The 26,127-nt window shown below is 41.9% G+C and carries 25 protein-coding genes; 21 read left to right on the forward strand and 4 right to left on the reverse strand.

All coding sequences use genetic code 11. The annotated features are described in order from the left end of the window. Positions 1-94 precede the first annotated feature (94 nt). The 4 genes from EL081_RS05060 to EL081_RS05075 form a co-directional block, all read right to left on the reverse strand. Positions 95-1,813: a phospho-sugar mutase gene (locus EL081_RS05060; protein WP_126404207.1), complete on the reverse strand. Its 1,719-nt coding sequence runs from the start codon at positions 1,811-1,813 to the stop codon at positions 95-97. A gap of 154 nt (positions 1,814-1,967) precedes the next feature. Next, positions 1,968-2,540: an ECF transporter S component gene (locus EL081_RS05065; RefSeq protein ID WP_125329433.1), complete on the reverse strand. Its 573-nt coding sequence runs from the start codon at positions 2,538-2,540 to the stop codon at positions 1,968-1,970. Continuing rightward, positions 2,537-3,076, reverse strand: coding sequence for a phosphopantothenoylcysteine decarboxylase (gene coaC / locus EL081_RS05070; RefSeq protein WP_126404208.1), 540 nt, complete (start codon positions 3,074-3,076; stop codon positions 2,537-2,539). Before coaC ends, EL081_RS05065 begins: the two co-directional genes overlap by 4 nt. Positions 3,077-3,081: 5 nt before the next feature. After that, positions 3,082-3,768 carry a phosphopantothenate--cysteine ligase gene (locus EL081_RS05075; RefSeq protein ID WP_126404209.1) on the reverse strand — a complete coding sequence of 229 codons (687 nt, stop codon included), beginning with the start codon at positions 3,766-3,768 and terminating at the stop codon, positions 3,082-3,084. A gap of 267 nt (positions 3,769-4,035) precedes the next feature. On the opposite strand from EL081_RS05075, the gene EL081_RS05080 reads away from it, so the two are divergent. The 21 genes from EL081_RS05080 to EL081_RS05180 all read left to right on the forward strand — a co-directional run bounded on the left by EL081_RS05080 (position 4,036) and on the right by EL081_RS05180 (position 26,124). Further along, a complete protein-coding gene (locus EL081_RS05080; RefSeq protein WP_126404210.1) occupies positions 4,036-5,706 on the forward strand; it encodes a formate--tetrahydrofolate ligase in 1,671 nt (556 codons plus the stop codon). Between the two features lie 79 nt (positions 5,707-5,785). After that, entirely contained in the window at positions 5,786-6,298 is a 513-nt protein-coding gene (locus EL081_RS05085) for a GNAT family N-acetyltransferase (RefSeq protein ID WP_126404211.1), read from the forward strand. Between the two features lie 128 nt (positions 6,299-6,426). Next, on the forward strand, positions 6,427-8,001 hold the full coding sequence (gene cls / locus EL081_RS05090) for a cardiolipin synthase (protein WP_126404212.1): 1,575 nt from the start codon (positions 6,427-6,429) through the stop codon (positions 7,999-8,001). A gap of 15 nt (positions 8,002-8,016) precedes the next feature. Further along, positions 8,017-8,670: a DNA alkylation repair protein gene (locus EL081_RS05095; RefSeq protein ID WP_126404213.1), complete on the forward strand. Its 654-nt coding sequence runs from the start codon at positions 8,017-8,019 to the stop codon at positions 8,668-8,670. A gap of 298 nt (positions 8,671-8,968) precedes the next feature. After that, a complete protein-coding gene (locus EL081_RS05100) occupies positions 8,969-9,979 on the forward strand; it encodes a DUF3137 domain-containing protein (protein ID WP_126404214.1) in 1,011 nt (336 codons plus the stop codon). 2 nt (positions 9,980-9,981) lie between these two features. Then, the gene (locus EL081_RS05105) at positions 9,982-10,536 is read left to right on the forward strand and encodes a LemA family protein (protein WP_126404215.1); all 555 of its coding nucleotides are present in this window, start codon (positions 9,982-9,984) and stop codon (positions 10,534-10,536) included. A 156-nt stretch (positions 10,537-10,692) separates the two neighbouring features. After that, positions 10,693-11,769 (forward strand): aspartate-semialdehyde dehydrogenase, encoded by a 1,077-nt coding sequence (locus EL081_RS05110; RefSeq protein WP_126404216.1) that lies wholly within the window; start codon positions 10,693-10,695, stop codon positions 11,767-11,769. An 88-nt stretch (positions 11,770-11,857) separates the two neighbouring features. Continuing rightward, positions 11,858-12,793 carry a 4-hydroxy-tetrahydrodipicolinate synthase gene (gene dapA, locus EL081_RS05115; protein ID WP_126404217.1) on the forward strand — a complete coding sequence of 312 codons (936 nt, stop codon included), beginning with the start codon at positions 11,858-11,860 and terminating at the stop codon, positions 12,791-12,793. A 71-nt stretch (positions 12,794-12,864) separates the two neighbouring features. Further along, on the forward strand, positions 12,865-13,203 hold the full coding sequence (locus tag EL081_RS05120) for an ATP cone domain-containing protein (protein WP_006597242.1): 339 nt from the start codon (positions 12,865-12,867) through the stop codon (positions 13,201-13,203). Positions 13,204-13,327: 124 nt separating this feature from the next. Next, the gene (gene ylqF / locus EL081_RS05125) at positions 13,328-14,179 is read left to right on the forward strand and encodes a ribosome biogenesis GTPase YlqF (protein ID WP_126404218.1); all 852 of its coding nucleotides are present in this window, start codon (positions 13,328-13,330) and stop codon (positions 14,177-14,179) included. Beyond that, the gene (locus EL081_RS05130) at positions 14,166-14,936 is read left to right on the forward strand and encodes a ribonuclease HII (RefSeq protein ID WP_126404219.1); all 771 of its coding nucleotides are present in this window, start codon (positions 14,166-14,168) and stop codon (positions 14,934-14,936) included. Before ylqF ends, EL081_RS05130 begins: the two co-directional genes overlap by 14 nt. 11 nt (positions 14,937-14,947) lie before the next feature. After that, positions 14,948-15,874 (forward strand): ROK family protein, encoded by a 927-nt coding sequence (locus EL081_RS05135; protein WP_126404220.1) that lies wholly within the window; start codon positions 14,948-14,950, stop codon positions 15,872-15,874. Between the two features lie 76 nt (positions 15,875-15,950). Beyond that, positions 15,951-16,793, forward strand: a complete 843-nt coding sequence (dprA, locus tag EL081_RS05140) for a DNA-processing protein DprA (RefSeq protein WP_126404221.1) — start codon at positions 15,951-15,953, stop codon at positions 16,791-16,793. Positions 16,794-16,885: 92 nt separating this feature from the next. Further along, positions 16,886-18,973: a type I DNA topoisomerase gene (gene topA / locus EL081_RS05145; RefSeq protein ID WP_126404222.1), complete on the forward strand. Its 2,088-nt coding sequence runs from the start codon at positions 16,886-16,888 to the stop codon at positions 18,971-18,973. A gap of 107 nt (positions 18,974-19,080) precedes the next feature. Then, a complete protein-coding gene (locus EL081_RS05150) occupies positions 19,081-19,758 on the forward strand; it encodes a SatD family protein (protein WP_126404223.1) in 678 nt (225 codons plus the stop codon). Beyond that, a complete protein-coding gene (locus EL081_RS05155) occupies positions 19,742-20,446 on the forward strand; it encodes a DUF3307 domain-containing protein (protein ID WP_126404224.1) in 705 nt (234 codons plus the stop codon). Before EL081_RS05150 ends, EL081_RS05155 begins: the two co-directional genes overlap by 17 nt. Positions 20,447-20,619: 173 nt before the next feature. Then, positions 20,620-21,954, forward strand: a complete 1,335-nt coding sequence (trmFO, locus tag EL081_RS05160) for a methylenetetrahydrofolate--tRNA-(uracil(54)-C(5))-methyltransferase (FADH(2)-oxidizing) TrmFO (RefSeq protein ID WP_164555433.1) — start codon at positions 20,620-20,622, stop codon at positions 21,952-21,954. A 94-nt stretch (positions 21,955-22,048) separates the two neighbouring features. After that, on the forward strand, positions 22,049-22,876 hold the full coding sequence (locus tag EL081_RS05165) for an alpha/beta hydrolase (protein WP_126404225.1): 828 nt from the start codon (positions 22,049-22,051) through the stop codon (positions 22,874-22,876). 39 nt (positions 22,877-22,915) lie between these two features. Next, positions 22,916-23,656, forward strand: a complete 741-nt coding sequence (locus EL081_RS05170; RefSeq protein WP_126404226.1) for an esterase family protein — start codon at positions 22,916-22,918, stop codon at positions 23,654-23,656. 22 nt (positions 23,657-23,678) lie between these two features. Further along, on the forward strand, positions 23,679-24,845 hold the full coding sequence (locus tag EL081_RS05175) for an ATP-grasp domain-containing protein (RefSeq protein WP_126404227.1): 1,167 nt from the start codon (positions 23,679-23,681) through the stop codon (positions 24,843-24,845). Between the two features lie 310 nt (positions 24,846-25,155). Next, positions 25,156-26,124, forward strand: a complete 969-nt coding sequence (locus EL081_RS05180; RefSeq protein WP_049514824.1) for a thiamine pyrophosphate-dependent dehydrogenase E1 component subunit alpha — start codon at positions 25,156-25,158, stop codon at positions 26,122-26,124. Positions 26,125-26,127 lie beyond the last annotated feature (3 nt).

Raw genomic sequence — 26,127 nt, forward strand, 5'->3', positions numbered from 1 at the left:
TCTTATAAATCTAGTATGCCATAAAGGGCGAAAAAATGCTGTATTTTGATACGAAAAAAAGATGAGATTGGTTGATCTCATCTTTTGTGGTTTCTTATTTTACAAAGGCATTGATTTCAGCTTCGATGTTAGCAATTTTAGTTTGAGAATCTTCGTTGCTTTCACCAACAACGGCAATGTAGAACTTAATTTTTGGTTCTGTACCTGAAGGGCGAACGGCAATCCAAGAACCATCCGCAAGTGTGTATTTCAATACATCACTTGGAGGAGTTGTCAAGGTTGTTACAGTGCCATCAGCAGCAGTAGATGTTTGTGCTTTAAAATCTTCAGTGATTGAAACTGCTGTTGCATTGAATTCTTTTGGACCGTTTTCACGGAATTTTGCCATAATCGCCTTGATTTGCTCAGCACCGTCAACACCAGAGAGGGTAACAGAGATTGTCTTTTCAGCATAGTAGCCGTACTCTTTGTAGATTTCCTCGATACCGTCAGCAAGTGTCAAACCACGAGAGCGGTAGTAAGCAGCAAGCTCAGCAACGACAAGGACAGCTTGAATCGCATCTTTATCACGTACGAATGGTTTGATCAAGTAACCAAAGCTTTCTTCAAATCCCATCATGTAAGTGTGATTGTGTTTTTCTTCAAATTCTTGAATCTTTTCAGCGATGAATTTGAAACCAGTCAAAACGTTGAACATAGTTGCGCCGTAGCTTTCAGCAATCTTCGTTACCAAGTCAGTTGATACGATCGATTTGCAAAGGGCTGCATTTTCTGGAAGAGTACCAGCATTTTTATGGGCTTCCAAGATGTATTTCGCCATGATGGCCCCGATTTGGTTACCTGAAAGGTTGAGGTAGCTACCATCTTTTTGAAGGACTTCAACACCAACACGGTCAGCGTCAGGGTCAGTTGCGACAAGAACATCAGCGCCTACTTGGCGACCAAGTTCTTCAGCAAGTGCAAAAGCTGCTTGACTTTCTGGGTTTGGAGATTTTACTGTTGAGAAGTCTGGATCTGGAGTTGCTTGAGACTCAACGACCTGAACAGAGTCAAATCCTGCTTGAGCAAGAGCACGACGAGCCAACATTTCACCAGTACCGTGAAGTGGAGTGTAGACAATCTTCATGTCTTTACCGAATTCTTCAATCAAGGCAGGATTGATGTTCACGTCTTTGACTTCTTTGAGGTATTCAGCATCAATAGCTTCACCGATGACTTCAATCAAACCAGCTGCTTTTTCAGCTTCAACATCCGCAACTTCTACAGCGAATGGATTGTCGATGGCACGGATGTAGGTTGTCAAAGCGTCCGCGTCGTGTGGAGGCATTTGGCCACCATCTTCACCGTAAACCTTGTATCCGTTAAACGGAGCAGGGTTGTGGCTAGCTGTAATCATGATCCCTGCAAAACAGTTGAGGTGACGAACAGCAAATGAAAGTTCTGGAGTTGGACGGAGACTTTCAAAGACATAGGATTTAATACCGTGTTTTGCAAGAACGGCTGCTGATTCAAAGGCAAATTCTGGAGAGAAGTGACGGCTATCGTAGGCGATGGCTACACCACGTTCTTTTTCATTTCCACCTTTAGATTCGATCAAACGAGCCAAACCTTCAGTTGCTTGACGAACAACGTAGATATTAATACGGTTAGTCCCAGCACCAATCAATCCGCGCATACCAGCGGTACCGAATTCAAGGTTTGTGTAGAAGGCATCTTCCTTCGTTTTTTCATCCATGTTTTCCAAATCACGACGAAGATAATCTGGTAGGTCAGCGAAATCAGCCCATTTTTGGAAGTTTTCTTGGTAAGTCATAGTGCAACTCCTTATTTCTATAAATTAATCGCTTACATTATAGCATTTTTTTTCTGAAAAAACTAGATTCAATAGCAATTGTTTTCAAATTTATATGTTGAGTGTCCACAAAAAATCACACCTTCATTTGAAAAGTGTGATAAACGAAAATGACTTATAATGAATTCTTAACTTTTGAGAGAGGTGGGATGATAGCTAGTGTCAGAATGACTGTCGCTAGGACCTCAATCAATGAGTTGGTGGTTAAAACAGCACCGAGGAAGGCTTGGATACCACCTGGATAATTTTTTGAAAAGAAGATGAAAATACCTGAAAGCACAAAGAAAGTGTTGGTGAAAGATCCAACCGCTGCAGCGATTGCCAGTCCGGATTTATTATGAATCAACTTGTACACAAAGTAAGGGGTGATCCCGATGAGGATACGGGGAACCAGTACGATAATCAGAGAGTAAATGTTTCCTTTTTCAACAAAGGGACTGAATAAATAACTACTTGGTAGCTGAACGATAGTGTTGATGGTGAGACTAAAGAGTCCCATCAAGAGTCCCAAGGTCCCACCAATACGAGGTCCATAAAGAATAGAGGCAATGACCACTGGAATATGGACGAAGGTCGGTGGAATTAGAAAGGGGAAGAATTGAAAGATCATGGTTGATGTAAAATGAATGGTCACCATGATAGCGAAGAAGATAGAAATTTGTGCAATGGATGAAGAAGATTTTCTCATGAGAGCGACTCCTGTATAGTAGTTAGAATGGTTTCGATGGAAGCTAAAGCGCCAGATCCCTGATCGCCACAAGCTAGTAAAGCTTCGCGCGGTGGGATGATTTGGTAGCCGTAGCTTTTTAGGGTTTCAAGATTGTTTTGTGTAGCTGGGTGGTCCAACATCTTGGTATTCATAGCGGGTGCTAGGAATTTCTTCACCTCAGACGGGAGGGCCAAAGCAGTGCTTGTTACGATATTATCTGCAAAGCCGTGGGCTAATTTTGCAATGGTATTGGCACTAGCAGGTGCGACTAGAAAAAGATCGGCCTCTTTCCCCAAGTCAATATGTTGGATTTGTTTTGGATCGTCTTCTGTCATGATCTCTACCAGGACAGCTTGTTTGGAGAGGACCTGAAGGGTTAGAGGGGTAATAAAAGCTGTAGCTGCAGGAGTCATCAGAACCTTTACCTGGTGACCAAGCTTGGTCAATTGACTGGTGAGGTCCGCTGCCTTATAGGCAGAAATGCTCCCTGTTACAGCCAGTAGTATATTCGCCATAGGTTTTATCCTTTGTTCCTAATGTGATGGTAAATTTTTTGAGCAATATCCAATTTCGTTTCGGCTATTTGAGTAGCATCTTTCGTAACTAAGTAAGCTCGATGTTTTCCGTCTTGAATTTCGCTTAAGTCATTGGCAACAATCATTTCTGCCTGATTCTTTTCGAGACTTGCACGAGCAACGGCTAGGAGTTGATCCTGTGCTACACCAACCAGCAGTTTAAAGCCGATCAAGCGAATGTCTGGATTCCACGTTTTTACTAAGGAAATCAACTTAGGATTTTTCTTCAAAAAGAGAACTTGGTAATCTTCCTCTGAAGAAATTTTCGATTCCTTGTTGGATTGATGAAGAAAATGCTCTAAATTGCTAGCTTCTTTGACAGCCTGGAAACCTGACATATAGATAGGGCTGTAGTCAGAGATGGCCATGGCATGGATGAGCACCTGGTGAGTTGGAGTTTCTTTCTCAAGGACGGTTTGAAGTTCAGCGACATTTTTGATGAATATCCTTCTTAAATGAGGATGTTCTTTGGGCTGAACCGCAGTTGGGGTTGTCACCAAAGTCACAGAAAATCCTGCCTCTAAAAAACGTTCGGAAATGATTTTTCCAAGTTGACCAGTGGAATGGTTGGTAATCGAACGAACCTGATCGATCTTTTCACTCGTCCCACCGGAAGTAATCAAAATATTCATAGGCTTATTATACAAGAATTTTATATTGTAGTAAAGCCAAGAACATGGCTCTTACGATTGTTGGTCAAGGGGATACAAAGGCGGTAGAATAGACGATTAAGCGACTCATAGTTATTTCATATAGAGGGGTATAAGAAATTGGAATAAAGGCTGAAAAAGCAGAATTACTAAGCAAAAACCGAACGAACGGGAAAAGTTTGAGAGTTAAAATATATATCCTTGTGAAATTTCTGTATAATAGGATTATTAAATAGTGAGGAGATTCAGATGAAGACAGATATCGAGATTGCACAAAGTATTGAATTGAAACCAATCACAGATGTGGTAGAGAAATTGGGTATTCACTTCGATGACCTAGAACTCTATGGAAAGTATAAGGCGAAATTAACCTTTGACAAGATCCAAGCCGTTCAGAAAGAAGAACCAGGGAAACTCATCTTGGTAACAGCGATTAACCCGACTCCAGCAGGGGAAGGAAAGTCTACCATCACCATTGGTTTGGCAGATGCCTTAAATAAAATTGGCAAACAAACCATGATTGCCATTCGCGAACCTTCTTTAGGTCCTGTTATGGGGATTAAAGGTGGCGCAGCTGGTGGAGGCTATGCCCAAGTTCTACCAATGGAAGACATCAACCTTCATTTCACGGGTGACATGCATGCCATTACAACAGCAAATAATGCACTTTCAGCTTTGATCGACAATCATTTGCATCAAGGAAATGAGCTAGGCATTGACCAACGTCGGATTATCTGGAAACGGGTAGTGGACTTGAATGACCGTGCTTTGCGTCACGTATCGGTCGGTCTCGGTGGACCGCTCAATGGGATTCCTCGTGAAGACGGGTTTGATATCACCGTTGCTTCTGAGATTATGGCCATCCTTTGCTTGGCGACAGATATTGAAGACTTGAAACGTCGTTTGGCTAATATTGTGATCGGTTACCGCTATGATCGTAGTCCAGTTTATGTCCGTGATTTGGAAGTGGAAGGGGCGCTTGCCTTGATTCTGAAAGATGCGATCAAGCCAAACTTGGTCCAAACCATCTATGGAACTCCAGCCTTTGTTCATGGTGGACCTTTTGCTAATATTGCTCATGGATGTAATTCTGTTTTAGCTACCTCAACCGCTCTTCGTTTAGCCGATTACGTAGTGACAGAAGCAGGTTTTGGGGCGGATTTGGGAGCTGAAAAATTCTTGGATATCAAAACACCAAATCTTCCTGTTAGTCCATCTGCAGTGGTGATTGTCGCAACGATTCGTGCTTTGAAGATGAATGGTGGAGTTGCCAAAGATGTTCTCTCTGAAGAAAATGTAGAAGCTGTTCGTTCAGGTTTTGCTAACTTGGAGCGCCACGTAGAAAATATGCGTAAATTCGGAGTTCCTGTAGTAGTGGCTATTAATGAATTTGTCACAGATACAGAAGCTGAAATTGCAGCTCTGAAAGAACTCTGTGCTTCTATTCAAGTTCCTGTTGAATTGGCGAGCGTTTGGGCTGATGGTGCTGATGGAGGGTTGGCCCTAGCAGAAACAGTAGTGGAGACACTTGAAACAAGTCCAGCCAATTACAGTCGTCTTTATGATAATGACCTTTCTGTTGAAGAAAAGATCACTAAGATTGCCCAAGAAATTTACCGGGCCGACAATGTTGTCTTTGAGAAGAAAGCCAAAACTCAGATTGCTCAGATCGTGAAAAATGGCTGGGACAAGTTGCCAGTTTGTATGGCTAAGACCCAATATAGTTTCTCAGATGATCCAAGTCTCCTCGGGGCGCCGTCTGGTTTTGACATTACCATTCGCGAATTGGTACCTAAGACTGGTGCAGGCTTCATTGTTGCTTTGACAGGTGAAGTGATGACTATGCCTGGATTACCAAAACGTCCTGCTGCTTTGAACATGGGTGTGGCAGAAGATGGTACTGCTTTAGGATTGTTCTAAAAAAATATATAGAGGTTGGCGGACAACCTCTATTTTTGTGCTTTTGGGGTATAATAGAGAGATAGAAAGCGAGAAGACCATGCTGAAGATACGACCAGTCACCCTTGAAGATGCTCCTGAACTTGTCAGGATTTATGCCCCTTATGTTGAGAAAACAGCCATCACTTTTGAATACCAGGTTCCGACGATAGAGGAATTTGAAGGGCGTATCGAAAAGATCCTTCAACGTTTTCCCTTTTTAGTAGCTGAAGTAGACGGTCAAGTCCTTGCTTATGCCTATGCCTCAACCTATTATGATCGATCAGCATATGATTGGGCGGTGGAAGTATCCGTCTATGTGGATCAAGATCATCGTGGGCAAGGACTGGGTTCTCGATTGTATGAGGCGTTAGAGTCGGCGTTGGAGGCGCGTGGTTATTTGCGGTTCTTAGCTTGCATTGCCCTGCCAAATCCAGCTAGTATTGCCCTGCATGAGAAACGAGGCTATGTGAAAGTTGCTCATTTTCCTAAAATTGGCTATAAATTTGATCAATGGCATGATATCATCTGGATGCAAAAGACCTTGGATGGACCTGTCAGAAAAATACGGTAGAAACAACGCCAATCCTAATCGCAATAGCTAATTATCCCTGACTTTTTCATAGGTTAAAACGATACAAATAAAATTACTGAAAGAGACCGGACAGTTGTGATGGTCTCCCCGTCATGAAAGGAGCCTATATGTCTCAAGTAAGCAGTGCTAGACTGTTACCTCAAAAGCCCTCTAGATGGGCCCAAATTCTACTTAACCGAAAGGTTCCTATTCTCCTGTTCTTCTTACTTGAATTGGCCTTTCTTGTCTTTTCATATCTCAGCTTACAAGAGCATTTCCCATCCATTATCTTATGGGAACACTTGTTGAGTGTCTTTACCTTCTTTTACTTGCTCAATCGTTTCATGGATTCTCGTTCCAAACTGTCCTGGGTGATTATCATTGCCCTCTTTCCAATTTTTGGGACGGCTCTGCTTTACTTTTCACTTGCCGATTTGGGTGTAAGACGCTTGAAGAAACGGCTTGAGGAAGCTACAGTGCAGGCATCCGACCATTTAAGCACCGATCCAGAAGTTGCTGATTATTTATCCCAAAGTGATTGCCAATTACAGAAATTAGCTTATTTTTTGGAGCATAGTCCAGCACAGTTTCCTATCTACAGAGACACTGAGGTTACCTATTTCCCACTTGGAGATGACATGCTTCCAGCCTTGCTGGAAGATTTGAAAAAGGCAGAGCGTTCTATCTTCATGGAATATTTCATCATTGACGAAGGGATCATGTGGGGTGAGATTTTAGCTATTTTGGAGGAGAAGGCCAAGGCAGGTCTGGATGTTCGTGTTATGTTTGATGGAATGAATGAGATGACTACCTTGTCCTATGATTATATCGAGCGCTTGCACAAGGTTGGGATAAAAGCTCAGACCTTCTCACCAGTCAAGCCCATTCTATCAACCTATTACAATTACCGAGACCATCGAAAGATTACAGTGATTGATGGTCAAGTTGCTTACACTGGTGGCGTTAATATTGCTGATGAGTATGTCAATAAACGAGAACGCTTTGGTCATTGGAAGGACACAGCCCTTCGATTAGATGGTTCAGCAGTTCAAACGCTAAAAGCTCTCTTTTTGACCATGTGGACAGTGACTGGAATAGAGGATAAAACGGATGTGGAGTACTATCTACAAGAAAAACCTCAACAAAGAAAGAGTCAGGGCTTTGTACTCCCTTATGGCAATTCACCGCTGACCTACCACAAGGTTGCAGAAAATGTTTATTTACATATTCTAAATACATCAACTAATTATGTCTATATCATGACGCCTTATCTGATTTTGGATGACGAATTGGTTCGGGCCATGACTTTTGCGGCCAAACGAGGAGTAGATGTTCGGATCATCATGCCAGGGATTCCAGATAAACAGTATGCCTTTGATATTGCGCTGACCTATTTTAAAGCGCTCTTGGATGCTGGCGTCCGTATTTTCCGCTATACCCCAGGTTTTGTCCATGCAAAAGTTTATGTTTCTGATGCCAAACAAGCTGTGGTAGGAACCATTAATACAGACTATCGAAGTCTCTATCAAAATTTTGAAGATGGTATTTATCTTTATAAAAATCCAGAAGTGCTTCATATTGAACAAGATTTTGAGAGAACCCAAGCCCTCTCAGAGGAAGTCACTCTGGAAAGTTTGTCTAAAATGCCTATGGCTCATCGTCTAGGTGGCTATCTCTTTTCTTTGATTGGGCCTTTGATGTAAAAAAGGAGGAATCATATGGATACAAAAATTCTTTTGAAATTGTTAGAAGACCAAGCTGATCCAGAGAAACTCTCAGCAATGGAAGCTTATATGAAAAATAGATTCAGCTTTCTTGGCGTTCAAAAACCAATTCTCAAAAAGATTGAAAGAGATTTTTTTAAGCCTTTCATAAAGGATCCAATTGATTGGACTTTTGTGGAAGAGTGTTGGCAGCAACCCTACCGTGAGTTTCAATATATTGCTATGGATTATCTGGATAAAAAGAAGAAAGAACTTAGACCTGAAGATTTTCCAAAGCTAAAGGAATTGGCTCAAACCAAATCATGGTGGGACAGTATAGATCAATTAGACCTTATTATCGGGGAGATCACTTTTCACTATCCAGAAACCAAGAATATCATGCGTCAATGGAGTCTGGATGAGGATTTTTGGTTGAGACGTATCGCCATTGACCACCAGCTTATGCGTAAAGAATTGACAGATACAGATCTCTTAGCTGAGGTTATTTGTAATAACTTTGGACAGACTGAGTTTTTTATTAACAAGGCTATCGGTTGGAGCTTGCGCAATTACTCAAAGGTGAATCCTGATTGGGTTCGTATTTTTATTGATCAACATGCTAGTCAAATGGCACCTCTTAGCATTAGGGAAGCAAGAAAGTATTTGTAGAAATCAACCACTTGACTCTGTGATCTAGTATGCTATAATAGTCACATGCGATGAGTCGATTGGCTCTTAGGAGCCTTTTGTGCTGAGGAGGTCTACATTCAATTGTAACGCAGGAGCGGACCTTGAACAGTTGTGTGAACCGGCTGTTCTCATCGAGAGATGCCTCGATCCCTTACCATTTGGTAAGGGATTTTTTTGTAGAAATTCATTGCAAGCAAATACATAAATTTGTTTGCCACTTATGACTACCGGTGATATAATGATGTAAATAAATGGTTTCATTTGTGTTTGAAAGGAGATGGTTATAGTGTATGATCAAAACAGTCCAAACAACAAGTGGTCACAAGAAACGTTTCAACGTATCAGTGAACTGGAGAAATTAGAACAATATCAGGCTAAGCTGTTCATCATGAAGGAACAAATGAAGAATAACCTTCACTGGAGAAACGCTATCTTACTTGGTATTATTTTAGCTATACTATCTTTCCCACTTTTTGGATTGCGAGCAGCGATTGTTATCATTTTTCTTGTAGTGGTATTTTATTATTTACCAGCATACAAAAAAAGAAAGGCCTTGTTCAGAGATCAGGTTCGATCCAATGACGAAATTTATATTACTGATTTTCTTTGTCCTATTTTGAAAGAAGTTTTTCCTCAAGCAGAGCTAACTTTGACAGCTAACTACCCTATGACTGTTTTGCAAGTCATTAGTCCAAGGTCGACTAAGTTTGATCTCTTTCATCAATTGTCTTTCCATGATGAAAAGAATCTCGTAGTAGCCAATCTTTATGCCTATCACATTGAGACGCGAACCAAGAGAGACTCTAATGGGCATACTCATACGGTCAGAGAAGAAGTTGAAGATTTTTCTGGTCAGATTTTCTCTTTAAAAGCTCCCATCTCATTTCCAGGGCACTTGAGAGTTGTTCCAACCAAGAAATCTTTGTTTTTAAAAAGAGAAGTTAAAGGAGCCTATCCGGGTGCTGGACCTAATGAAGTTCAGATTGAAACAGAGGATATCCAAAACAATGAAAACTACAATATCTATTGTACAGATGAATTGGCGGCTCGAAAATTCTTAAAACCTAAAATACTAGAATGGTTTGATCAGCAAATTTCTCAGAATGATATGTGTGTGTATTTAGTACAAGATACACTTTATATTTCCTTATATACTAACCGCTACCTTTTCCCAACCCCCAATAGAAAAGAGGCAATCGAAAGTCTTTCGATTGCTGCAGAGTATCAAAAGCTCTGTAGAGAGATTGATCTCATTGATGAATTAACCAATATTTTTAAAGGAGAATAACTATGTCAGGTTTATTGATTGCCCTTATTGTTTTTGCTTTAGTAGTTGTTATGTGGTTTATCGGAGAAAGCAATCGATTGAACCGTTATCAAGTCATGATTGAAGAAGCAAAGAGAACGGTTGATATTACTCTTGTCAAACGCTACGATACCATTTCCGAAATGTTGAAGGCAGCTAAGGCCTATGCTAAACATGAGGAGAAAGTCTTTAGTGAATTGGTAGCCCTTCGCCAAGGTGCTTCTATTCAAGAATCCAACCAAGTTATTTCCAATCAAAATGATGTTTTGGCCCAAATCCGAGCAGTGGGTGAGAATTATCCAGAGCTCTTGTCTTCTAATCAATTCTTGGCCTTGCAAAAAGAAATTGCAGACGAAAATGAAGATTTGGCGGCTTCTAAACGCATTGTCAATAGCAATATTAGTCAAATCAACCAAGCCATTGTAACCTTCCCAACTTCAATAGTTGCAGGTATCAAAGGGATGCAACAGGTCCAGTTCCTATTGGAAGATACTCAAGGTAAGAAGGATTTGAGTGATTTGGATTATGAGATCCATTAATTTTTATAAAATGCTATTTTATATCTAGAAACTATCCCGGTCTTAGATCGGGATTTTTGTTTTTATAAATGCAAAATACGCTTTTCATTTACCTGGAAAAATAGTATAATAGATGAAATTCACAAATTTTTAGAAAATTCCGAAAGAGGTTTTATTATGGGATATACAGTTGCTGTTGTCGGTGCGACAGGTGCCGTTGGTGCACAAATGATTAAAATGTTGGAAGAATCAAGTCTTCCAATCGATAAGATTCGCTATCTTGCATCTGCGCGTTCAGCAGGGAAAGTCTTGCAATTCAAAGGGCAAGACGTGACCATTGAAGAAACTACTGAAAATGCTTTTGAAGGGGTAGATATCGCTCTTTTCTCAGCTGGTGGTTCTACTTCTGCAAAATACGCACCATATGCAGTTAAAGCTGGTGCGGTCGTAGTAGATAACACTTCTTATTTCCGTCAAAATCCAGATGTACCATTGGTTGTTCCTGAGGTAAATGCACATGCGCTTGATGCTCATAATGGGATTATCGCCTGTCCAAACTGTTCAACGATCCAAATGATGGTAGCTCTTGAGCCTGTTCGTCAGAAATGGGGCTTGGACCGGATCATCGTTTCTACTTACCAAGCTGTCTCAGGTGCTGGTATGGGTGCTATTCTTGAAACCCAACGTGAATTGCGTGAAGTATTGAATGACGGCGTGGCTCCACGTGATTTACATGCGGAAATCTTACCTTCAGGTGGAGATAAGAAGCACTATCCAATCGCCTTTAATGCTCTTCCACAAATCGACGTCTTCACTGACAATGACTACACTTACGAAGAAATGAAGATGACCAATGAAACCAAGAAAATCATGGAAGACGATAGCATCGCCGTTTCTGCAACTTGTGTGCGTATCCCCGTCTTGTCAGCTCACTCAGAGTCTGTCTACATCGAGACCAAGGAAGTAGCTCCAATCGAAGAAGTGAAAGGGGCCATTGCTGCCTTTCCTGGTGCTGTCTTGGAAGATGATGTTGCTCATCAAGTATACCCACAAGCGATTAACGCTGTCGGTTCTCGCGATACCTTTGTTGGTCGTATCCGTAAAGACTTGGATGCTGAAAAAGGGATCCATATGTGGGTTGTTTCCGATAACCTTCTTAAAGGGGCTGCTTGGAACTCAGTGCAAATCGCAGAAACTCTTCACGAACGTGGATTGGTACGCCCAACAACTGAGTTGAAGTTTGAGTTGAAATAATTCTATAACTGAATAATATGTAATGGGGACAGTCATCAACTTTTGGTGCTGTCCCTCTTCCCTATGATTGAATCGAGAAGGAGCATCAATGTCTTATCAAGATTTAAAAGATTGTAAAATGATTACTGCCTTTATCACCCCCTTTCATGAAGATGGCTCGATCAACTTTGAGGCCATTCCGCCCTTAATTGAGCATTTATTAGCCCATCACACAGATGGAATTCTCTTAGCTGGTACAACGGCCGAAAGTCCAACTCTGACACACGATGAAGAGCTCTTATTATTTGCTGCAGTTCAAAAGGTGGTGAACGGACGGGTTCCTTTGATTGCTGGTGTCGGGACCAATGAGACCCGAGATTCCATTGAGTTTGTAAAGGAAGTAGACCAATTTGGTGGTTTTGCTGCCGGGTTAGCGATTGTTCCTTATTACAACAAACCTTCTCAAGAAGGGATGTACCAGCATTTTAAAGCTATTGCAGATGCTTCTAACTTGCCGATCATAATCTATAATATTCCTGGGCGCGTGGTTGTTGAACTGACTCCTGAAACCATGCTCCGCTTGGCCGAACATCCAAACATCATCGGTGTTAAAGAGTGTACGACTCTTGCCAATATGGCTTACTTAATCGAGCATAAGCCAGAGGAGTTTCTCATCTATACGGGGGAAGACGGGGATGCTTTCCACGCTATGAATCTTGGAGCAGACGGTGTGATTTCAGTAGCATCTCATACGAATGGTGATGAAATGCACGAAATGTTCCAAGCTATTGAGAATAATGATATTAAAAAGGCAGCGGCTATCCAGCGCCAATTTATCCCTAAAGTCAATGCTCTCTTCTCTTATCCAAGCCCAGCTCCTGTCAAAGCAGTCTTAAACTATATGGGCTTTGAAGCTGGGCCAACTCGTTTGCCATTAGTGCCAGCACCCGCTGAGGAAGCTAAGCGCATTATCAAGGTAGTAGTTGATGGGGATTACCATGCGACCAAAGAAATCATTACGGGAGTTCTTCGTCCGGATTATTGATGTCTTAGATTCTTGACAAATCCCCTATTTATTAAGATAATAGAAGTATATTGATGATCAAGGAGAATAAGATGGAAGTCATTAAACGTAGTGGTGAAGTTGTAGAATTTGACCCAGATAAAATCTATCAAGCTGTTTTGAAGGCAGCACAAACAGTCTATGTCTTGACGGATGATCTTCGCCAAAACTTGGCGCAAGTGACCAAGAAAGTTGTGATGGATTTGGAAGAAGCTAAAGTGGAACGTGCCACTATCAGCATGATCCAGTCAATGGTTGAGCACCGCTTACTTGGTGCTGGTTATATTACCATTGCTGAACACTATATTTCTTATCGTTTGCAACGAGATTTGGAACGAAGTGGTTATGGTGATCACATTGCTGTTCACTTGCATTTTGAGCAAATTCGCTAAAAAAGGAACGAAGTTACGGATGTAGCTTCGTTTTTTTATGGCAAAAATGGGAAGCAGTTTTAAAAGAAAATACTATATTTCATGGTATAATAGATAGGATTGAATGTTGAAAGGATTTCATTTCATGGCGATTATTCAATGGTTTCCTGGACATATGTCCAAAGCTAGAAGACAAGTACAAGAAAATATTAAATTTGTGGATTTTGTGACAATTTTGGTGGACGCGCGTTTGCCTCTATCAAGTCAAAATCCTATGTTAACAAAAATTGTTGGTGACAAGCCTAAGTTGATGATTCTGAACAAGGTAGACTTGGCTGATCCTGTCGCCACAAAAGAGTGGCAGGAGTATTTTGAGTCACAAGGAATCAAAACTTTGGCTATTAACTCCAAAGAGCAATCTACGGTTAAGAAGGTTACAGATGCTGCTAAGTCTTTGATGGCCGATAAAATTGCCCGTCAGAAGGAACGAGGAATTCAAATCGAAACCCTTCGGACCATGATTATTGGGATTCCCAATGCTGGGAAATCAACGCTGATGAACCGCTTAGCAGGGAAAAAGATTGCCGTCGTCGGGAATAAACCAGGGGTGACCAAGGGGCAACAGTGGTTGAAAACCAATAAGGACCTCGAAATCTTGGATACCCCAGGGATTCTTTGGCCAAAATTTGAAGATGAAGATGTAGCTCTAAAATTAGCATTAACGGGCGCTATTAAGGATCAGTTATTGCCTATGGATGAGGTGACTATTTTTGGTCTGGAGTATTTTAAATCCCACTACCCAAAAGAGTTACAAGAACGCTATAAGCAAATGGATTTGGAACAGGAAGCACCGGAAATCATCATGGAGATGACCCAACGCTTAGGTTTCCGAGATGATTATGATCGCTTCTACAGTTTGTTTGTCAAGGATGTACGAGATGGTCGTTTGGGTCGCTATACCCTTGATCGTGTAGGTGAAGTGGATGCCAACGATTAAAGAAATCAAAGAGTGTTTGGCAACGATTGATAGGCTGGATCATCCCTTGTTTGAAGAGTTGATTGCTGATGGTCGAGCAGGTGTTCAGGCTGCTATTAGTAAACGAAAACGCGAACTCCAAAAACAAGTAGACGAAGACTTGCGTTTAGAAAAAATGCTAGCCTATGAGAAAGAACTTTATGCTCAAGGGATTCAACTCATTGCAGGAGTAGATGAAGTAGGGCGCGGCCCTTTGGCTGGCCCTGTAGTTGCTGCAGCCGTTATTCTGCCTGAAAATTGTAAAATCCCAGGTTTGAATGATAGCAAGAAAATCCCTAAATCGAAGCATCAAGCTATTTACCAAGTAGTTCTAGATCAGGCTCTTTCGGTCGGGATTGGGGTTAAAGACAATCAGGTCATTGATCAGGTTAATATTTATGAAGCAACCAAATTAGCCATGCTAGAGGCAATTCAAGAATTGGACCAACAGCCTCAACATCTCTTGATCGATGCTATGAAATTAGATTTGCCTATTTCACAGACTTCCATTATTAAAGGAGATGCTAATTCCCTGTCTATCGCGGCAGCTTCTGTTGTGGCGAAGGTGACCCGTGATCAGATGATGGCGGCATATGACCAAGAGTATCCAGGCTATGATTTTGGTCAGAATGCGGGGTATGGGACAACCAAGCATCTTGAAGGATTGGAAAAACATGGGGTTACTCCTATCCATCGCCGAAGCTTCGAACCCATTAAATCCATGATAGATAATGACTAGGGGGGAAGGAAATGCTCTTAGCCTTTGATATTGGAGGAACTTTTATTAAATATGCCTTAGTCGATGAAGCCTATCAGGTGAGTGATTCTTCTAAAGTCCCGACACCAGATACTATTGAGGAATTCTGGGAAGCTCTCGAGCGCGTGATTTGCTCGTTCCAAAATCGAATGACTGGGATTGCCATCTCTTCTCCGGGTGAAATCAATAGTCGACTTGGTTTTGTCTTTAAAGGTGGCCTCATTCCTTATTTAAGGAATATTCCTTTAGCTTCTCGTTTAAACAAGGCGTTTCAAGTCCCAGTGACCGTCCTCAACGATGGGGATGCTGCAGGTTTGGCGGAAGCTCGAATTGGGAACCTCCAGGATTGTGGCTGTGGAGCCACCTTTGTGTTAGGAACTGGAGTAGGTCTAGCCTTGACTTCCAATGGGTCCTTAATTTCCACCTGGAATCTCAAGGATTATCTTCGTTGGCCAAGCTTAGGGGAGAAGCAAGTGACTCCTGGACAAAAGCAATATCAGACCGAGATTTTGAAACATGGGATTTCCAGTTTGGTTCAAAATTCAGGCTCTGCAGTTAATTTTGTGGCTAATGCTAGTCAGCTCTTAGAATTTCCAGAAGAAGATGGGGTTCAAGTTTTTGAAGTCCTTGAAGCCGGTCATCATGAGGAATTGCAAGACTTATTTGCTTCTTATTGTCGGGAAATTGCGATCCTAATCTATAACCTTCAGTCTTTGGTTCGGCTTGAAAAAGTAACGATTGGTGGGGGAATTAGTAGTCAATCCCTTCTTTTAGAAGAGATCAACCATCAGTATAAAAGCTTGATGGAGGAAAGTGGGGAGCAACGATTTTCTTTAGTGGAGATTCAATCAGCTCGTTACCACAACTCAAGTAATCTTTTGGGGGCAGTTTGTCATTTTAACATCTTAGAAAATCATTAAAAAGTTCTATTTTTAGAGCTTTTTTTGTTTTCTTTTACGAATATTATAAATAGATAGTAGAAATTGAGGTTTACAAATGAACAAATATGAACTTTATAAATTAAAGGTTGCTGGCCTGTCAAATATACAGGTTTTTAACATTGTCAATTACTGGGAAATGAATGGGGAGTGGCCCTCTTTAGAATTAATGGCAAAAATTGCAGGTTGTCGCAATCAAACACTATTTATGGAACGGTACATTCGCATTGATGACAAGGTCTTAAGAGAAGAGTTCAAGGAGTTTGATTCGATTTCTATTATGGATCCAGAATATCCTGAAGAACTTCTCTGGATGCATAACCCACCTGTTTTGTTGTTTTATGAAGGAAATATTGATCTTCTTAAACAGCCAAAGATTGCGGTTGTAGGGAGTCGATCCTGTAGCCGTACAGGGATTCAATCTGTCGAAAAAATCATTAACGAATTAAACAACGAATTAATTGTGGTGAGTGGGTTAGCAAAGGGGATTGATGCAGCGGCCCATTATGCTACTATTCGGAATGGAGGAAAAACAATCGGGGTGATTGGTACTGGGTTAGATGTCTTCTATCCTAGATCCAATAAACAATTGCAGAAGTACATGAGTGGGAGCCATTTAGTTTTAACAGAGTACGGTCCTGGACAAGGCCCTCAAAAGCACCATTTTCCAGAGCGTAATCGGATTATTGCTGGGCTTTCCAGAGCAGTTATTGTAGCTGAAGCGCGGATGCGGTCTGGAAGTTTGATCACCTGTGAGCGTGCTATGGAAGAAGGGCGGGATGTTTTTGCTATTCCTGGTTCAATCTTGGATGGACGTTCAGACGGCTGTCATCACCTCATTCAAGAAGGAGCAAAGCTGATCACCAGTGGAAAAGATGTCCTAGATGAGTTTGAATTTTAAAATGAGTTTCTCTATAGGAGAACTTCACGGTTGACATCACGAAAAAAATAGTTTACACTCTATGAGGTTTATTACAAAATAGAGGTAAAAAAGTGGCTACTAAAACAAAAAAGAAAACTACAACAGCTAAAAAGAATTTAGTTATTGTGGAGTCTCCTGCGAAAGCGAAGACGATTGAGAAGTATCTTGGTAGAAATTATAAGGTCATGGCCAGCGTGGGTCATATTCGTGACTTGAAAAAATCTACCATGTCTATTGATTTTGAGAACAACTACGAACCAGAGTACATCAATATTCGCGGAAAAGGTCCTTTGATCAATGATTTGAAAAAAGAGGCTAAAAAGGCTAAACAAGTCTTTCTCGCAAGTGACCCGGACCGTGAAGGAGAAGCGATTTCTTGGCACTTGGCGCATATTCTTCAGTTGGATAAAGAAGATAAGAACCGTGTCGTTTTCAACGAAATTACCAAGGATGCGGTAAAAAACGCCTTTCAAGAACCTCGTAAGATTGATATGGATCTGGTAGATGCTCAACAAGCGCGTCGTGTCTTGGACCGGATTGTAGGGTACTCTATTTCACCAATTCTATGGAAAAAGGTGAAGAAGGGACTTTCTGCTGGTCGGGTGCAGTCCGTTGCCCTTAAATTGATCATTGACCGGGAAGAAGAAATCAATTCCTTCCAACCAGAAGAATACTGGACAATTGATGGGACCTTTAAAAAGGGAACCAAGCAATTCCAAGCCAATTTCTATGGAATGAATGGCAAGAAGATGAAACTGCAAAACCAGGAGGATGTGAAAGCTGTTCTTTCGCATCTCGATGGGAAAGAGTATATCGTTGAAAAAGTTGAGAAAAAGGAACGTAAACGCAATGCACCGCTTCCTTACACAACTTCTTCCATGCAGATGGACGCAGCCAATAAGATTAACTTCCGTACTCGTAAGACCATGATGGTGGCGCAGCAGTTGTATGAAGGAATCAATATTGGATCAGGTGTTCAAGGTTTGATCACTTATATGCGTACGGATTCGACTCGGATTAGTCCAGTCGCTCAAAATGAAGCAGCTAGCTTTATCGTTGATCGATTTGGAGAGAAGTATTCCAAGCACGGTAGCCGGATCAAGAATGCTTCTGGTGCCCAAGATGCCCATGAAGCGATTCGTCCTTCTAGCGTCTACAATACGCCTGAGAAAATTGCCAAGTACCTAGACAAGGACCAGCTCAAGCTCTACACCTTGATTTGGAATCGTTTTGTCGCTAGCCAGATGACAGCAGCCGTGTTTGATACCATGAATGTCCGTTTAGGGCAAAATGGGGTTCAATACACAGCCAATGGTAGTCAGGTGAAGTTTGACGGTTATTTAGCAATTTACAATGATTCGGATAAGAACAAGATGCTACCGGATATGGAAGAAGGGGATACCGTCACTCAGGTCAATAGCAAACCTGAACAGCACTTTACCCAACCACCAGCCCGTTATTCTGAAGCGACCTTGATTAAGACGCTAGAAGAAAATGGCGTGGGCCGTCCTTCAACTTACGCACCAACGATTGAGACCATTCAAAAACGCTATTACGTGAAGCTTGTAGCCAAACGTTTTGAACCAACCGAGTTAGGGGAAATCGTCAATAAACTAATTGTTGAATTCTTCCCAGATATCGTTAATGTGACCTTCACAGCGGAGATGGAAGGGAAACTCGATGATGTCGAACTCGGAAAAGAAGAGTGGCAAAAGGTCATTGATGCCTTCTACAAACCATTCTCTAAAGAAGTCGCGAAGGCTGAAGAAGAGATGGAAAAAATCCAAATCAAAGACGAACCAGCTGGTTTTGATTGTGAAGTCTGTGGTAGCCCGATGGTGATTAAATTAGGACGTTTTGGTAAGTTCTATGCTTGTAGTAATTTTCCAGATTGTCGTCATACTCAAGCCATTGTCAAAGAAATCGGGGTGGAGTGTCCAAATTGTCACCAAGGTCAAATCATCGAGCGTAAAACAAAGCGCAACCGTATTTTCTATGGCTGTAATCGCTACCCGGAGTGTGAATTCACCTCTTGGGACAAACCGATTGGCCGTGACTGTCCGAAATGTGGTCACTACCTAGTTGAGAAAAAAGTTCGTGGTGGCGGGAAGCAGGTCGTATGTAGCAATGGCGACTACGAAGAAGAAAAAGTGAAATAAGATTTTAGAATGATTCGATGTCTATTATAACGGCAATTTTTTAAAATGTCTGTTATAATAGACATTTTTGTTTTTTTTCGTTATAATAGACACAAGGAGGTGGGCTTATGTATCTTGCTTTGATTGCAGATGTCATTGATTCCAAAATGGTTCAAGAACGTTTTGACCTGCAAAAACAGGTAGAAAAAACGCTTCAAAAGATGAACGAAGTATTCGGGGATTACCTGGCATCCCGTTTCACTTTGACCTTGGGGGATGAGTTTCAGGCGCTTTTGAAAGTGGATGCTCCGGTTTTTCAAATCATAGATACCCTGCGTTCAGAACTAACCCCGACTCAACTTCGTTTTGGTATTGGACTTGGAGAGATTGTAACAGCTATTGATCCCTTGCAAAGTATTGGAGCGGATGGGCCAGCCTATTGGAATGCACGCGCAGCCATCAATCTGGTTCATCAGAAAAATGACTACGGTAATACCCAGATTTATTTTTCAAGTGGGAAGGAAAACCAAGACTTTTTTGTGAACGCGCTCATTGCTTCAGGAGAAGCCATTCGTTCGGGTTGGCGTGGCAGTCAGGAAGAAATCCTGCTAGATCTTCTTAAGAGATGTGTATATAGTGAGAATTTTAGCCAGCAGGACTTAGCCCAATCACTGGAGATCAACCCAAGTGCTCTCTCAAAACGATTGAAAAGCAGTAGTATTCGGGTTTATTTACGAGGAAGAGCAGCAGCACTAGCTAGTATTCAAAGCTTAGCGAAAGGAGAAGCCTATGACCGGATTGTCTAGTATCGTAATGAATCCATACTTGCTTCTCTTGTTGAGTTGTCATTTGTTATCGGATTATTATTTTCAAAGCCAAAAGATGGCGGATCGCAAGGATCAGGATAGGAAAGTGTTAGGTCTTCACATTCTGTATGTAGCTCTGCCTCTGTTTGTCGTTTCCCTCTGTCATCTGGATTTGTGGTGGATTTGCTTGATTATTTTGCTGACTCATGCAGTGATTGATTACGGAAAATCTTGGGTGCAAAAGCAATTGAATTTATCAGCCGCATGGACTTTTGCGCTGGATCAAGTCTTGCATGTCGGTATCATTAGTTTCCTAGTCCTTTGGGGAGCAAAAAATGGCACGACCTATCTGCCTACTGATATCCTAAAGCTAATCTTTTATGTCCTCCTAGTAGGAAAGCCGACCAATATCGTCTTTAAAATTCTCTTTGCCAAGTACCAGCCGACGATGGCGGATAAAATGGATACCATCACTGGGGCTGGTTCCATGATTGGCTTCTTAGAGCGGTTGGTTATCGGTTCCTGTCTTGTGTACGGCCAATTTGCTTCTATCGGCCTAGTCTTTACGGCCAAATCCATCGCCCGCTACAATAAAATTTCGGAGAACCCAGCCTTTGCGGAGTATTACTTGATTGGATCCTTATTCAGTATTCTATCTGCCCTCTTTGCTGCTTGGTTGTGCTTATAAGAAAACAACTAACAGACGAAAGTCCAGACAGGAAGGACTATCCTCCCTGTCTTTTTGCTTGTCTTTTTGGTATAATGTACCAAGTATGAATTTAGAAAGATTTGTGGGTGGCTAACAATCCAGTGGCTTGTTTTAATCTGGCCTTAGTTTTCACCCAAAGAGGTATTAGTGTCATGTCTCAATCTTATATCAATGTTATCGGTGCAGGCCTTGCTGGCTCGGAAGCGGCTTTCCAGATTGCCCAACAAGGAATCCCGGTGAAGCTTTATGAAATGCGTGGGGTCAAATCCACTCCGCAACACAAAACAGACAACTTTGCTGAGTTAGTCTGTTCCAACTCTCTTCGTGGGGATTCGTTAACCAATGCTGTCGGGCTCCTCAAAGAAGAAATGCGTCGCTTGGGTTCGGTTATCCTTGAAGCAGCAGAAGCGACTCGGGTACCGGCTGGTGGAGCGCTGGCAGTGGACCGCGAAGGCTTTGCTAGTCGGGTAACTGAGAAGGTGTCCCAACACCCACTGATTGAAGTGATTCGCGATGAAATCACTGAATTGCCGACGGATGCCATCACAGTGGTCGCAACAGGACCCCTAACCAGCGATGCCTTGGCGGAAAAGATCCACGCGCTCAATGGTGGAGATGGCTTCTATTTCTATGATGCAGCAGCTCCCATCATCGATGTCAATACCGTCGATATGAGTAAGGTTTATCTTAAGTCTCGCTATGATAAAGGCGAGGCAGCCTATCTCAACTGTCCCATGACCAAACAGGAATTTATGGATTTCCATGAGGCTTTGATCAATGCAGAAGAAGCCCCACTTAACTCTTTTGAAAAAGAAAAGTATTTCGAAGGTTGTATGCCAATTGAAGTCATGGCTAAACGAGGCATCAAAACCATGCTTTATGGTCCTATGAAACCAGTTGGACTCGAGTATCCGGATGACTACAAAGGGCCTCGTGATGGGGAGTTTAAGACGCCTTACGCAGTAGTCCAGCTTCGCCAAGACAATGCGGCAGGAAGTCTCTACAATATCGTTGGTTTCCAAACGCATCTCAAGTGGGGCGAGCAAAAACGGGTCTTCCAAATGATTCCAGGTTTAGAAAATGCGGAGTTTGTGAGATATGGAGTCATGCACCGCAACTCTTACATGGATTCTCCGAACCTGCTTGAACAAACCTACCGTTCGAAGAAACAAGCCAACCTCTTTTTTGCGGGGCAAATGACAGGGGTAGAAGGCTATGTCGAGTCGGCAGCTTCAGGCTTGGTTGCTGGGATTAATGCAGCTCGTCTCTTTAAAGGTGAAGAAGCAGCTGTGTTCCCTGAAACAACAGCTATCGGAAGCTTGGCCCACTATATCACCCATGCTGATAGCAAGCACTTCCAACCGATGAATGTCAACTTTGGAATTATCAAAGAGCTAGAAGGCCTACGCATTCGGGATAAAAAGGAACGTTATGAGAAAATTGCCGAACGTTCTTTACAAGATCTGGCAACATTTATTGGAAAATAAAGTCAATTAATGAAAAAGTTTGGAGAAATTCAGACTTTTTCTTATAAAAATGGTATAATGAATAAAAATTTAGAATATAGAGAGTTTTCTGACAATGAATAAATCCTATTTTTATTTAGAGATGAAGACACACGAGTTGAAAGTGCCTTATACCGGAAAACTCCGTCGTGTGCGGGTTTTATTACCCAAGAATTATGAAACAGATACTGATCGACGCTACCCCGTAGTTTATTTCCACGATGGGCAAAATGTCTTCTATAGCAAGGAAGCCTATGTAGGTCACTCTTGGAAAGTCATTCCAGCCATTAAGCGAAATCCTGACATTAGTCGCATGATTGTGGTTGCGATTGATAATGATGGCTTACAGCGGATGAATGAATACTCTGCCTGGAAGTATAAGGAGTCCAATATTCCTGGTATGCAATTTGGTGCCAAGGGTATTGAGTACGGAGAGTTCGTTATGGAAGTGGTCAAACCTTTCATTGATCAAGAATACCGAACGCTTGCTGATCGAGAACATACAGCCATGATTGGCTCTTCGCTTGGTGGAAATATTACCCAATTTTTGGGCCTAGAATACCAAGATCAAATCGGTTGTCTGGGAGTCTTCTCCTCTGCCAACTGGTTGCACCAAGAGGCTTTTGACCGTTATATCGAGCGTAAAAAATTATATGCAGATCAACGCATTTACATCTATGTGGGCACTGAAGAGGCTGATGATACAGATAAAACGCTGATGGCGGGGAATATCAAGCAAGCCTATATTGACTCATCTCTTCGTTACTATCATGATGTCATTCAACAAGGAGTAGCTTTAGAAAATATCGCCATTCGGATTCAATCTGGGGCTATCCACCATGAAGAAGCCTGGGCAGAGCATTTACCGGAATGTCTTCGTTTTTTAGCAGAGAAGTGGGACTAGAAGCTTTTAAAAATTTTATAATAAAGAAAGAGGGAACCTATGAATATTGAACATCTTAGCCACTGGAGTGGCCAACTTAACCGAGAAATGTATCTAAACCGTTATGGACATGCAGGGATTCCTGTAGTGGTCTTCGCTTCATCAGGTGGAAGCCATAATGAGTACTATGACTTTGGTATGATTGATGCCTGTGCTCAGTTTATCGAAGAAGGACGGGTTCAATTTTTCACCCTTTCAAGTGTCGATAGTGAAAGCTGGCTTTGTAATTGGAAAAACCCTCACGACCGTGCAGAAATGCATCGGGCCTATGAACGCTACGTTATTGAAGAAGCCATTCCTTTCATTAAGCACAAAACAGGCTGGTTTGATCCGATGATGACGACTGGTTGTTCTATGGGTGCCTACCACGCCCTTAATTTCTTCTTGCAACATCCGGATGTTTTTAACAAAGTTGTAGCCTTGAGTGGTATCTATGATGCTCGTTTCTTTGTTGGTGAATTTGGTGGGGATGAAGCGATTTACCAAAACTCTCCATCTGATTACATTTGGCATCAAAATGATGGCTGGTTTATCGACCGTTACCGTCAGGCGGAAATTGTCGTTTGTACCGGTCTTGGAGCTTGGGAACAAGATGGTCTACCATCTTTCTACAAACTGAAAGAAGCCTTTGACCACAAAAATATCCCTGCTTGGTTTGCTGAATGGGGACACGATGTAGCCCATGATTGGGACTGGTGGCGCAAGCAAATGCCATATTTCTTAGGACAAATGTATCTATAAGTCAAAAAGGGAGGAGACCTCTATGAATTATCTTGTTATTTCACCTTATTATCCACAAAATTTCCAACAATTCACCATTGAACTAGCTAACAAAGGAATCACTGTCTTGGGGATTGGTCAAGAGCCGTACGAACAGTTAGATGAGCCTTTGCGCAATAGTTTGACAGAGTATTTCCGTGTAGAAAATATGGAAGACTTAGATGAAGTGAAGCGTGCAGTAGCCTTTCTGTTCTATAAACACGGCCCAATCGATCGCATCGAGTCTCACAATGAATACTGGTTGGAATTGGATGCGGCACTTCGTGAGCAATTTAATGTCTTTGGTGCCAAACCTAAAGATTTGAAGAAAACCAAGTTTAAATCAGAAATGAAAAAACTCTTCAAGAAAGCAGGAGTTCCTGTCGTTCCTGGTGCTGTGGTAAAAGCAGAAAAAGATATCGACAAGGCTGTGAAGAAGATTGGGTTGCCATTGATTGCCAAGCCTGATAATGGAGTAGGTGCAGCAGCGACCTTTAAACTTGAAACACCAGAAGATGTCAATCATTTCAAAGCAGAATGGGATGGACATACGGAGTACTTCTTTGAGAAATTCGTCACTTCTAGCGAGATTTGTACCTTCGATGGTCTGGTCGATCGCGATGGTAACATTGTCTTCTCAACTACTTTTGACTATGCCTATACGCCACTTGACTTGATGCTCTACAAAATGGACAATTCTTATTATGTCCTCAAAGAGATGGATCCAAAATTGCGTCAGTATGGGGAAGCGATTGTTAAAGCCTTTGGCATGAAGGAACGTTTCTTCCACATTGAGTTCTTCCGTGATGGGGATGACTATATTGCAATCGAGTACAATAATCGTCCAGCAGGTGGCTTTACGATCGATGTCTACAATTATGCTCATTCCATCGACTTGTACCGAGGTTATGCAGCTATTGTAGCCGGAGAACCTTTCCCAACTTCTGAATTTGAGCCTCTTTATTGCTTAGCGACTTCTCGCCGTGCCAATGCAGCCTATGTCCTTTCAGAGGAAGAAGTTTTGGCCAAATACCAAGACCAGTTCCGCGTGAAGAAGGATATGCCTGCAGCCTTTGCAGAGCTTCAAGGGGACTACCTCTACATGTTAACAACTCCAAGCCGTAAGGAGTTAGAACAAATGATTCATGACTTTGGCCAACGTCATCAATAAAATGATTGAGAGTGGGACAGAAATCGGTAATTCGTTAGAATTCGATTTCGTCGTCCCACTCAACCACTGCGTCTTGCTCGAAAATCCAAAGACAATTGAGAGGCTAGGACTTTTGTCCCAGCTTCTTTTTTGATGTGACTAGCTTATCATGTGAAAGTTTGTGAATCTTTTATATAACAGTTTGGAAAATCATCTCTATCAGTATGTTAGGCGATTTAGTTTGTGAAGGGAAATGAGCAAATTCTTTGACAGTGCTTACATTTTTGGCTAGAATAGAAGAGAATGAATAAATGCTAAGAAAGGCGAAATAATGGCAACATTAGACAAAAGTCTCTTATTGGAAATGTTCCGTAAAATGGAAGAAATCCGTCGCATGGACTTAAAAATTGCACAGTTAGTAAAAAAAGGGAAAGTGCCAGGAATGACGCACTTTTCTGTTGGTGAAGAAGCAGCAAACGTTGGAGCGATGCTGGCTTTAAATGATGACGATTTGCTGACATCTAACCACCGTGGTCACGGTCAAGCGATCGCTAAAGGTATCGACCTGAATGGCATGATGGCTGAAATCCTTGGCAAGTATACTGGTACTTGTAAAGGGAAGGGAGGCTCTATGCATATCGCTGACCTTGATGCTGGTAACCTCGGTGCCAACGGTATCGTCGGTGGTGGTATGGGGATTGCTGTAGGGGCTGCCCTTACTCAACAAATGCATAAGACTGGTAAGATTGTTGTCTGCTTCTTTGGGGATGGTGCAACCAATGAAGGTGTCTTCCACGAAGCGGTCAATATGGCTTCAATCTGGAATCTTCCAGTAATTTTTTATTGTATTAATAATGGTTATGGAATCTCTGCTGACATCAAAAAAATGACCAATGTCAAGCATATCCACGAGCGTAGTGCTGCTTACGGCATTCCTGGAATGTTTATTCCTGATGGAAACAACGTTATCGATGTCTATGAAGGATTCCAAAAGGCTGTTGAACACGTCCGCTCTGGTAAAGGCCCTGTCTTGATTGAAAGTGTCACCTATCGTTGGCTTGGTCACTCATCTTCAGACCCTGGTAAATACCGGACACGTGAAGAAGTCGAAGAGTGGAAGAAGAAAGATCCAATCGAAAACCTTCGCAAGTATCTTCTTGAAAATGAGATTGCGAGCGCAGAAGAACTGGATCAGATCCAAGAAGAAGTGAAAGAAGCCGTTGAAGCTTCAGTGAAATTTGCGGAAGAAAGCCCATTCCCTCCACTCGAATCAGCTTTCGAAGATATTTACGCAGACTAAGGG

The sequence above is a fragment of the Streptococcus viridans genome, from assembly GCF_900636365.1.
GTDB classification, from domain to species: domain Bacteria; phylum Bacillota; class Bacilli; order Lactobacillales; family Streptococcaceae; genus Streptococcus; species Streptococcus viridans_A.

Excerpts from the sequence above, each read along its gene's own strand:
- EL081_RS05060 (WP_126404207.1), bottom strand. The coding sequence starts at position 1,813 with ATGACTTACCAAGAAAACTTCCAAAAATGGGCTGATTTCGCTGACCTA.
- coaC (WP_126404208.1), bottom strand. The coding sequence starts at position 3,076 with ATGGCGAATATACTACTGGCTGTAACAGGGAGCATTTCTGCCTATAAG.
- EL081_RS05110 (WP_126404216.1), top strand. The coding sequence starts at position 10,693 with ATGGGATATACAGTTGCTGTTGTCGGTGCGACAGGTGCCGTTGGTGCA.
- trmFO (WP_164555433.1), top strand. The coding sequence starts at position 20,620 with ATGTCTCAATCTTATATCAATGTTATCGGTGCAGGCCTTGCTGGCTCG.
- dapA (WP_126404217.1), top strand. The coding sequence starts at position 11,858 with ATGTCTTATCAAGATTTAAAAGATTGTAAAATGATTACTGCCTTTATC.
- EL081_RS05075 (WP_126404209.1), bottom strand. The coding sequence starts at position 3,768 with ATGAATATTTTGATTACTTCCGGTGGGACGAGTGAAAAGATCGATCAG.
- EL081_RS05080 (WP_126404210.1), top strand. The coding sequence starts at position 4,036 with ATGAAGACAGATATCGAGATTGCACAAAGTATTGAATTGAAACCAATC.
- dprA (WP_126404221.1), top strand. The coding sequence starts at position 15,951 with ATGAACAAATATGAACTTTATAAATTAAAGGTTGCTGGCCTGTCAAAT.
- EL081_RS05170 (WP_126404226.1), top strand. The coding sequence starts at position 22,916 with ATGAATATTGAACATCTTAGCCACTGGAGTGGCCAACTTAACCGAGAA.
- ylqF (WP_126404218.1), top strand. The coding sequence starts at position 13,328 with ATGGCGATTATTCAATGGTTTCCTGGACATATGTCCAAAGCTAGAAGA.
- EL081_RS05085 (WP_126404211.1), top strand. The coding sequence starts at position 5,786 with ATGCTGAAGATACGACCAGTCACCCTTGAAGATGCTCCTGAACTTGTC.
- EL081_RS05130 (WP_126404219.1), top strand. The coding sequence starts at position 14,166 with ATGCCAACGATTAAAGAAATCAAAGAGTGTTTGGCAACGATTGATAGG.
- EL081_RS05150 (WP_126404223.1), top strand. The coding sequence starts at position 19,081 with ATGTATCTTGCTTTGATTGCAGATGTCATTGATTCCAAAATGGTTCAA.
- EL081_RS05155 (WP_126404224.1), top strand. The coding sequence starts at position 19,742 with ATGACCGGATTGTCTAGTATCGTAATGAATCCATACTTGCTTCTCTTG.
- EL081_RS05165 (WP_126404225.1), top strand. The coding sequence starts at position 22,049 with ATGAATAAATCCTATTTTTATTTAGAGATGAAGACACACGAGTTGAAA.
- EL081_RS05105 (WP_126404215.1), top strand. The coding sequence starts at position 9,982 with ATGTCAGGTTTATTGATTGCCCTTATTGTTTTTGCTTTAGTAGTTGTT.
- EL081_RS05095 (WP_126404213.1), top strand. The coding sequence starts at position 8,017 with ATGGATACAAAAATTCTTTTGAAATTGTTAGAAGACCAAGCTGATCCA.
- EL081_RS05120 (WP_006597242.1), top strand. The coding sequence starts at position 12,865 with ATGGAAGTCATTAAACGTAGTGGTGAAGTTGTAGAATTTGACCCAGAT.
- cls (WP_126404212.1), top strand. The coding sequence starts at position 6,427 with ATGTCTCAAGTAAGCAGTGCTAGACTGTTACCTCAAAAGCCCTCTAGA.
- EL081_RS05180 (WP_049514824.1), top strand. The coding sequence starts at position 25,156 with ATGGCAACATTAGACAAAAGTCTCTTATTGGAAATGTTCCGTAAAATG.
- EL081_RS05135 (WP_126404220.1), top strand. The coding sequence starts at position 14,948 with ATGCTCTTAGCCTTTGATATTGGAGGAACTTTTATTAAATATGCCTTA.
- EL081_RS05175 (WP_126404227.1), top strand. The coding sequence starts at position 23,679 with ATGAATTATCTTGTTATTTCACCTTATTATCCACAAAATTTCCAACAA.
- EL081_RS05100 (WP_126404214.1), top strand. The coding sequence starts at position 8,969 with ATGGTTATAGTGTATGATCAAAACAGTCCAAACAACAAGTGGTCACAA.
- EL081_RS05065 (WP_125329433.1), bottom strand. The coding sequence starts at position 2,540 with ATGAGAAAATCTTCTTCATCCATTGCACAAATTTCTATCTTCTTCGCT.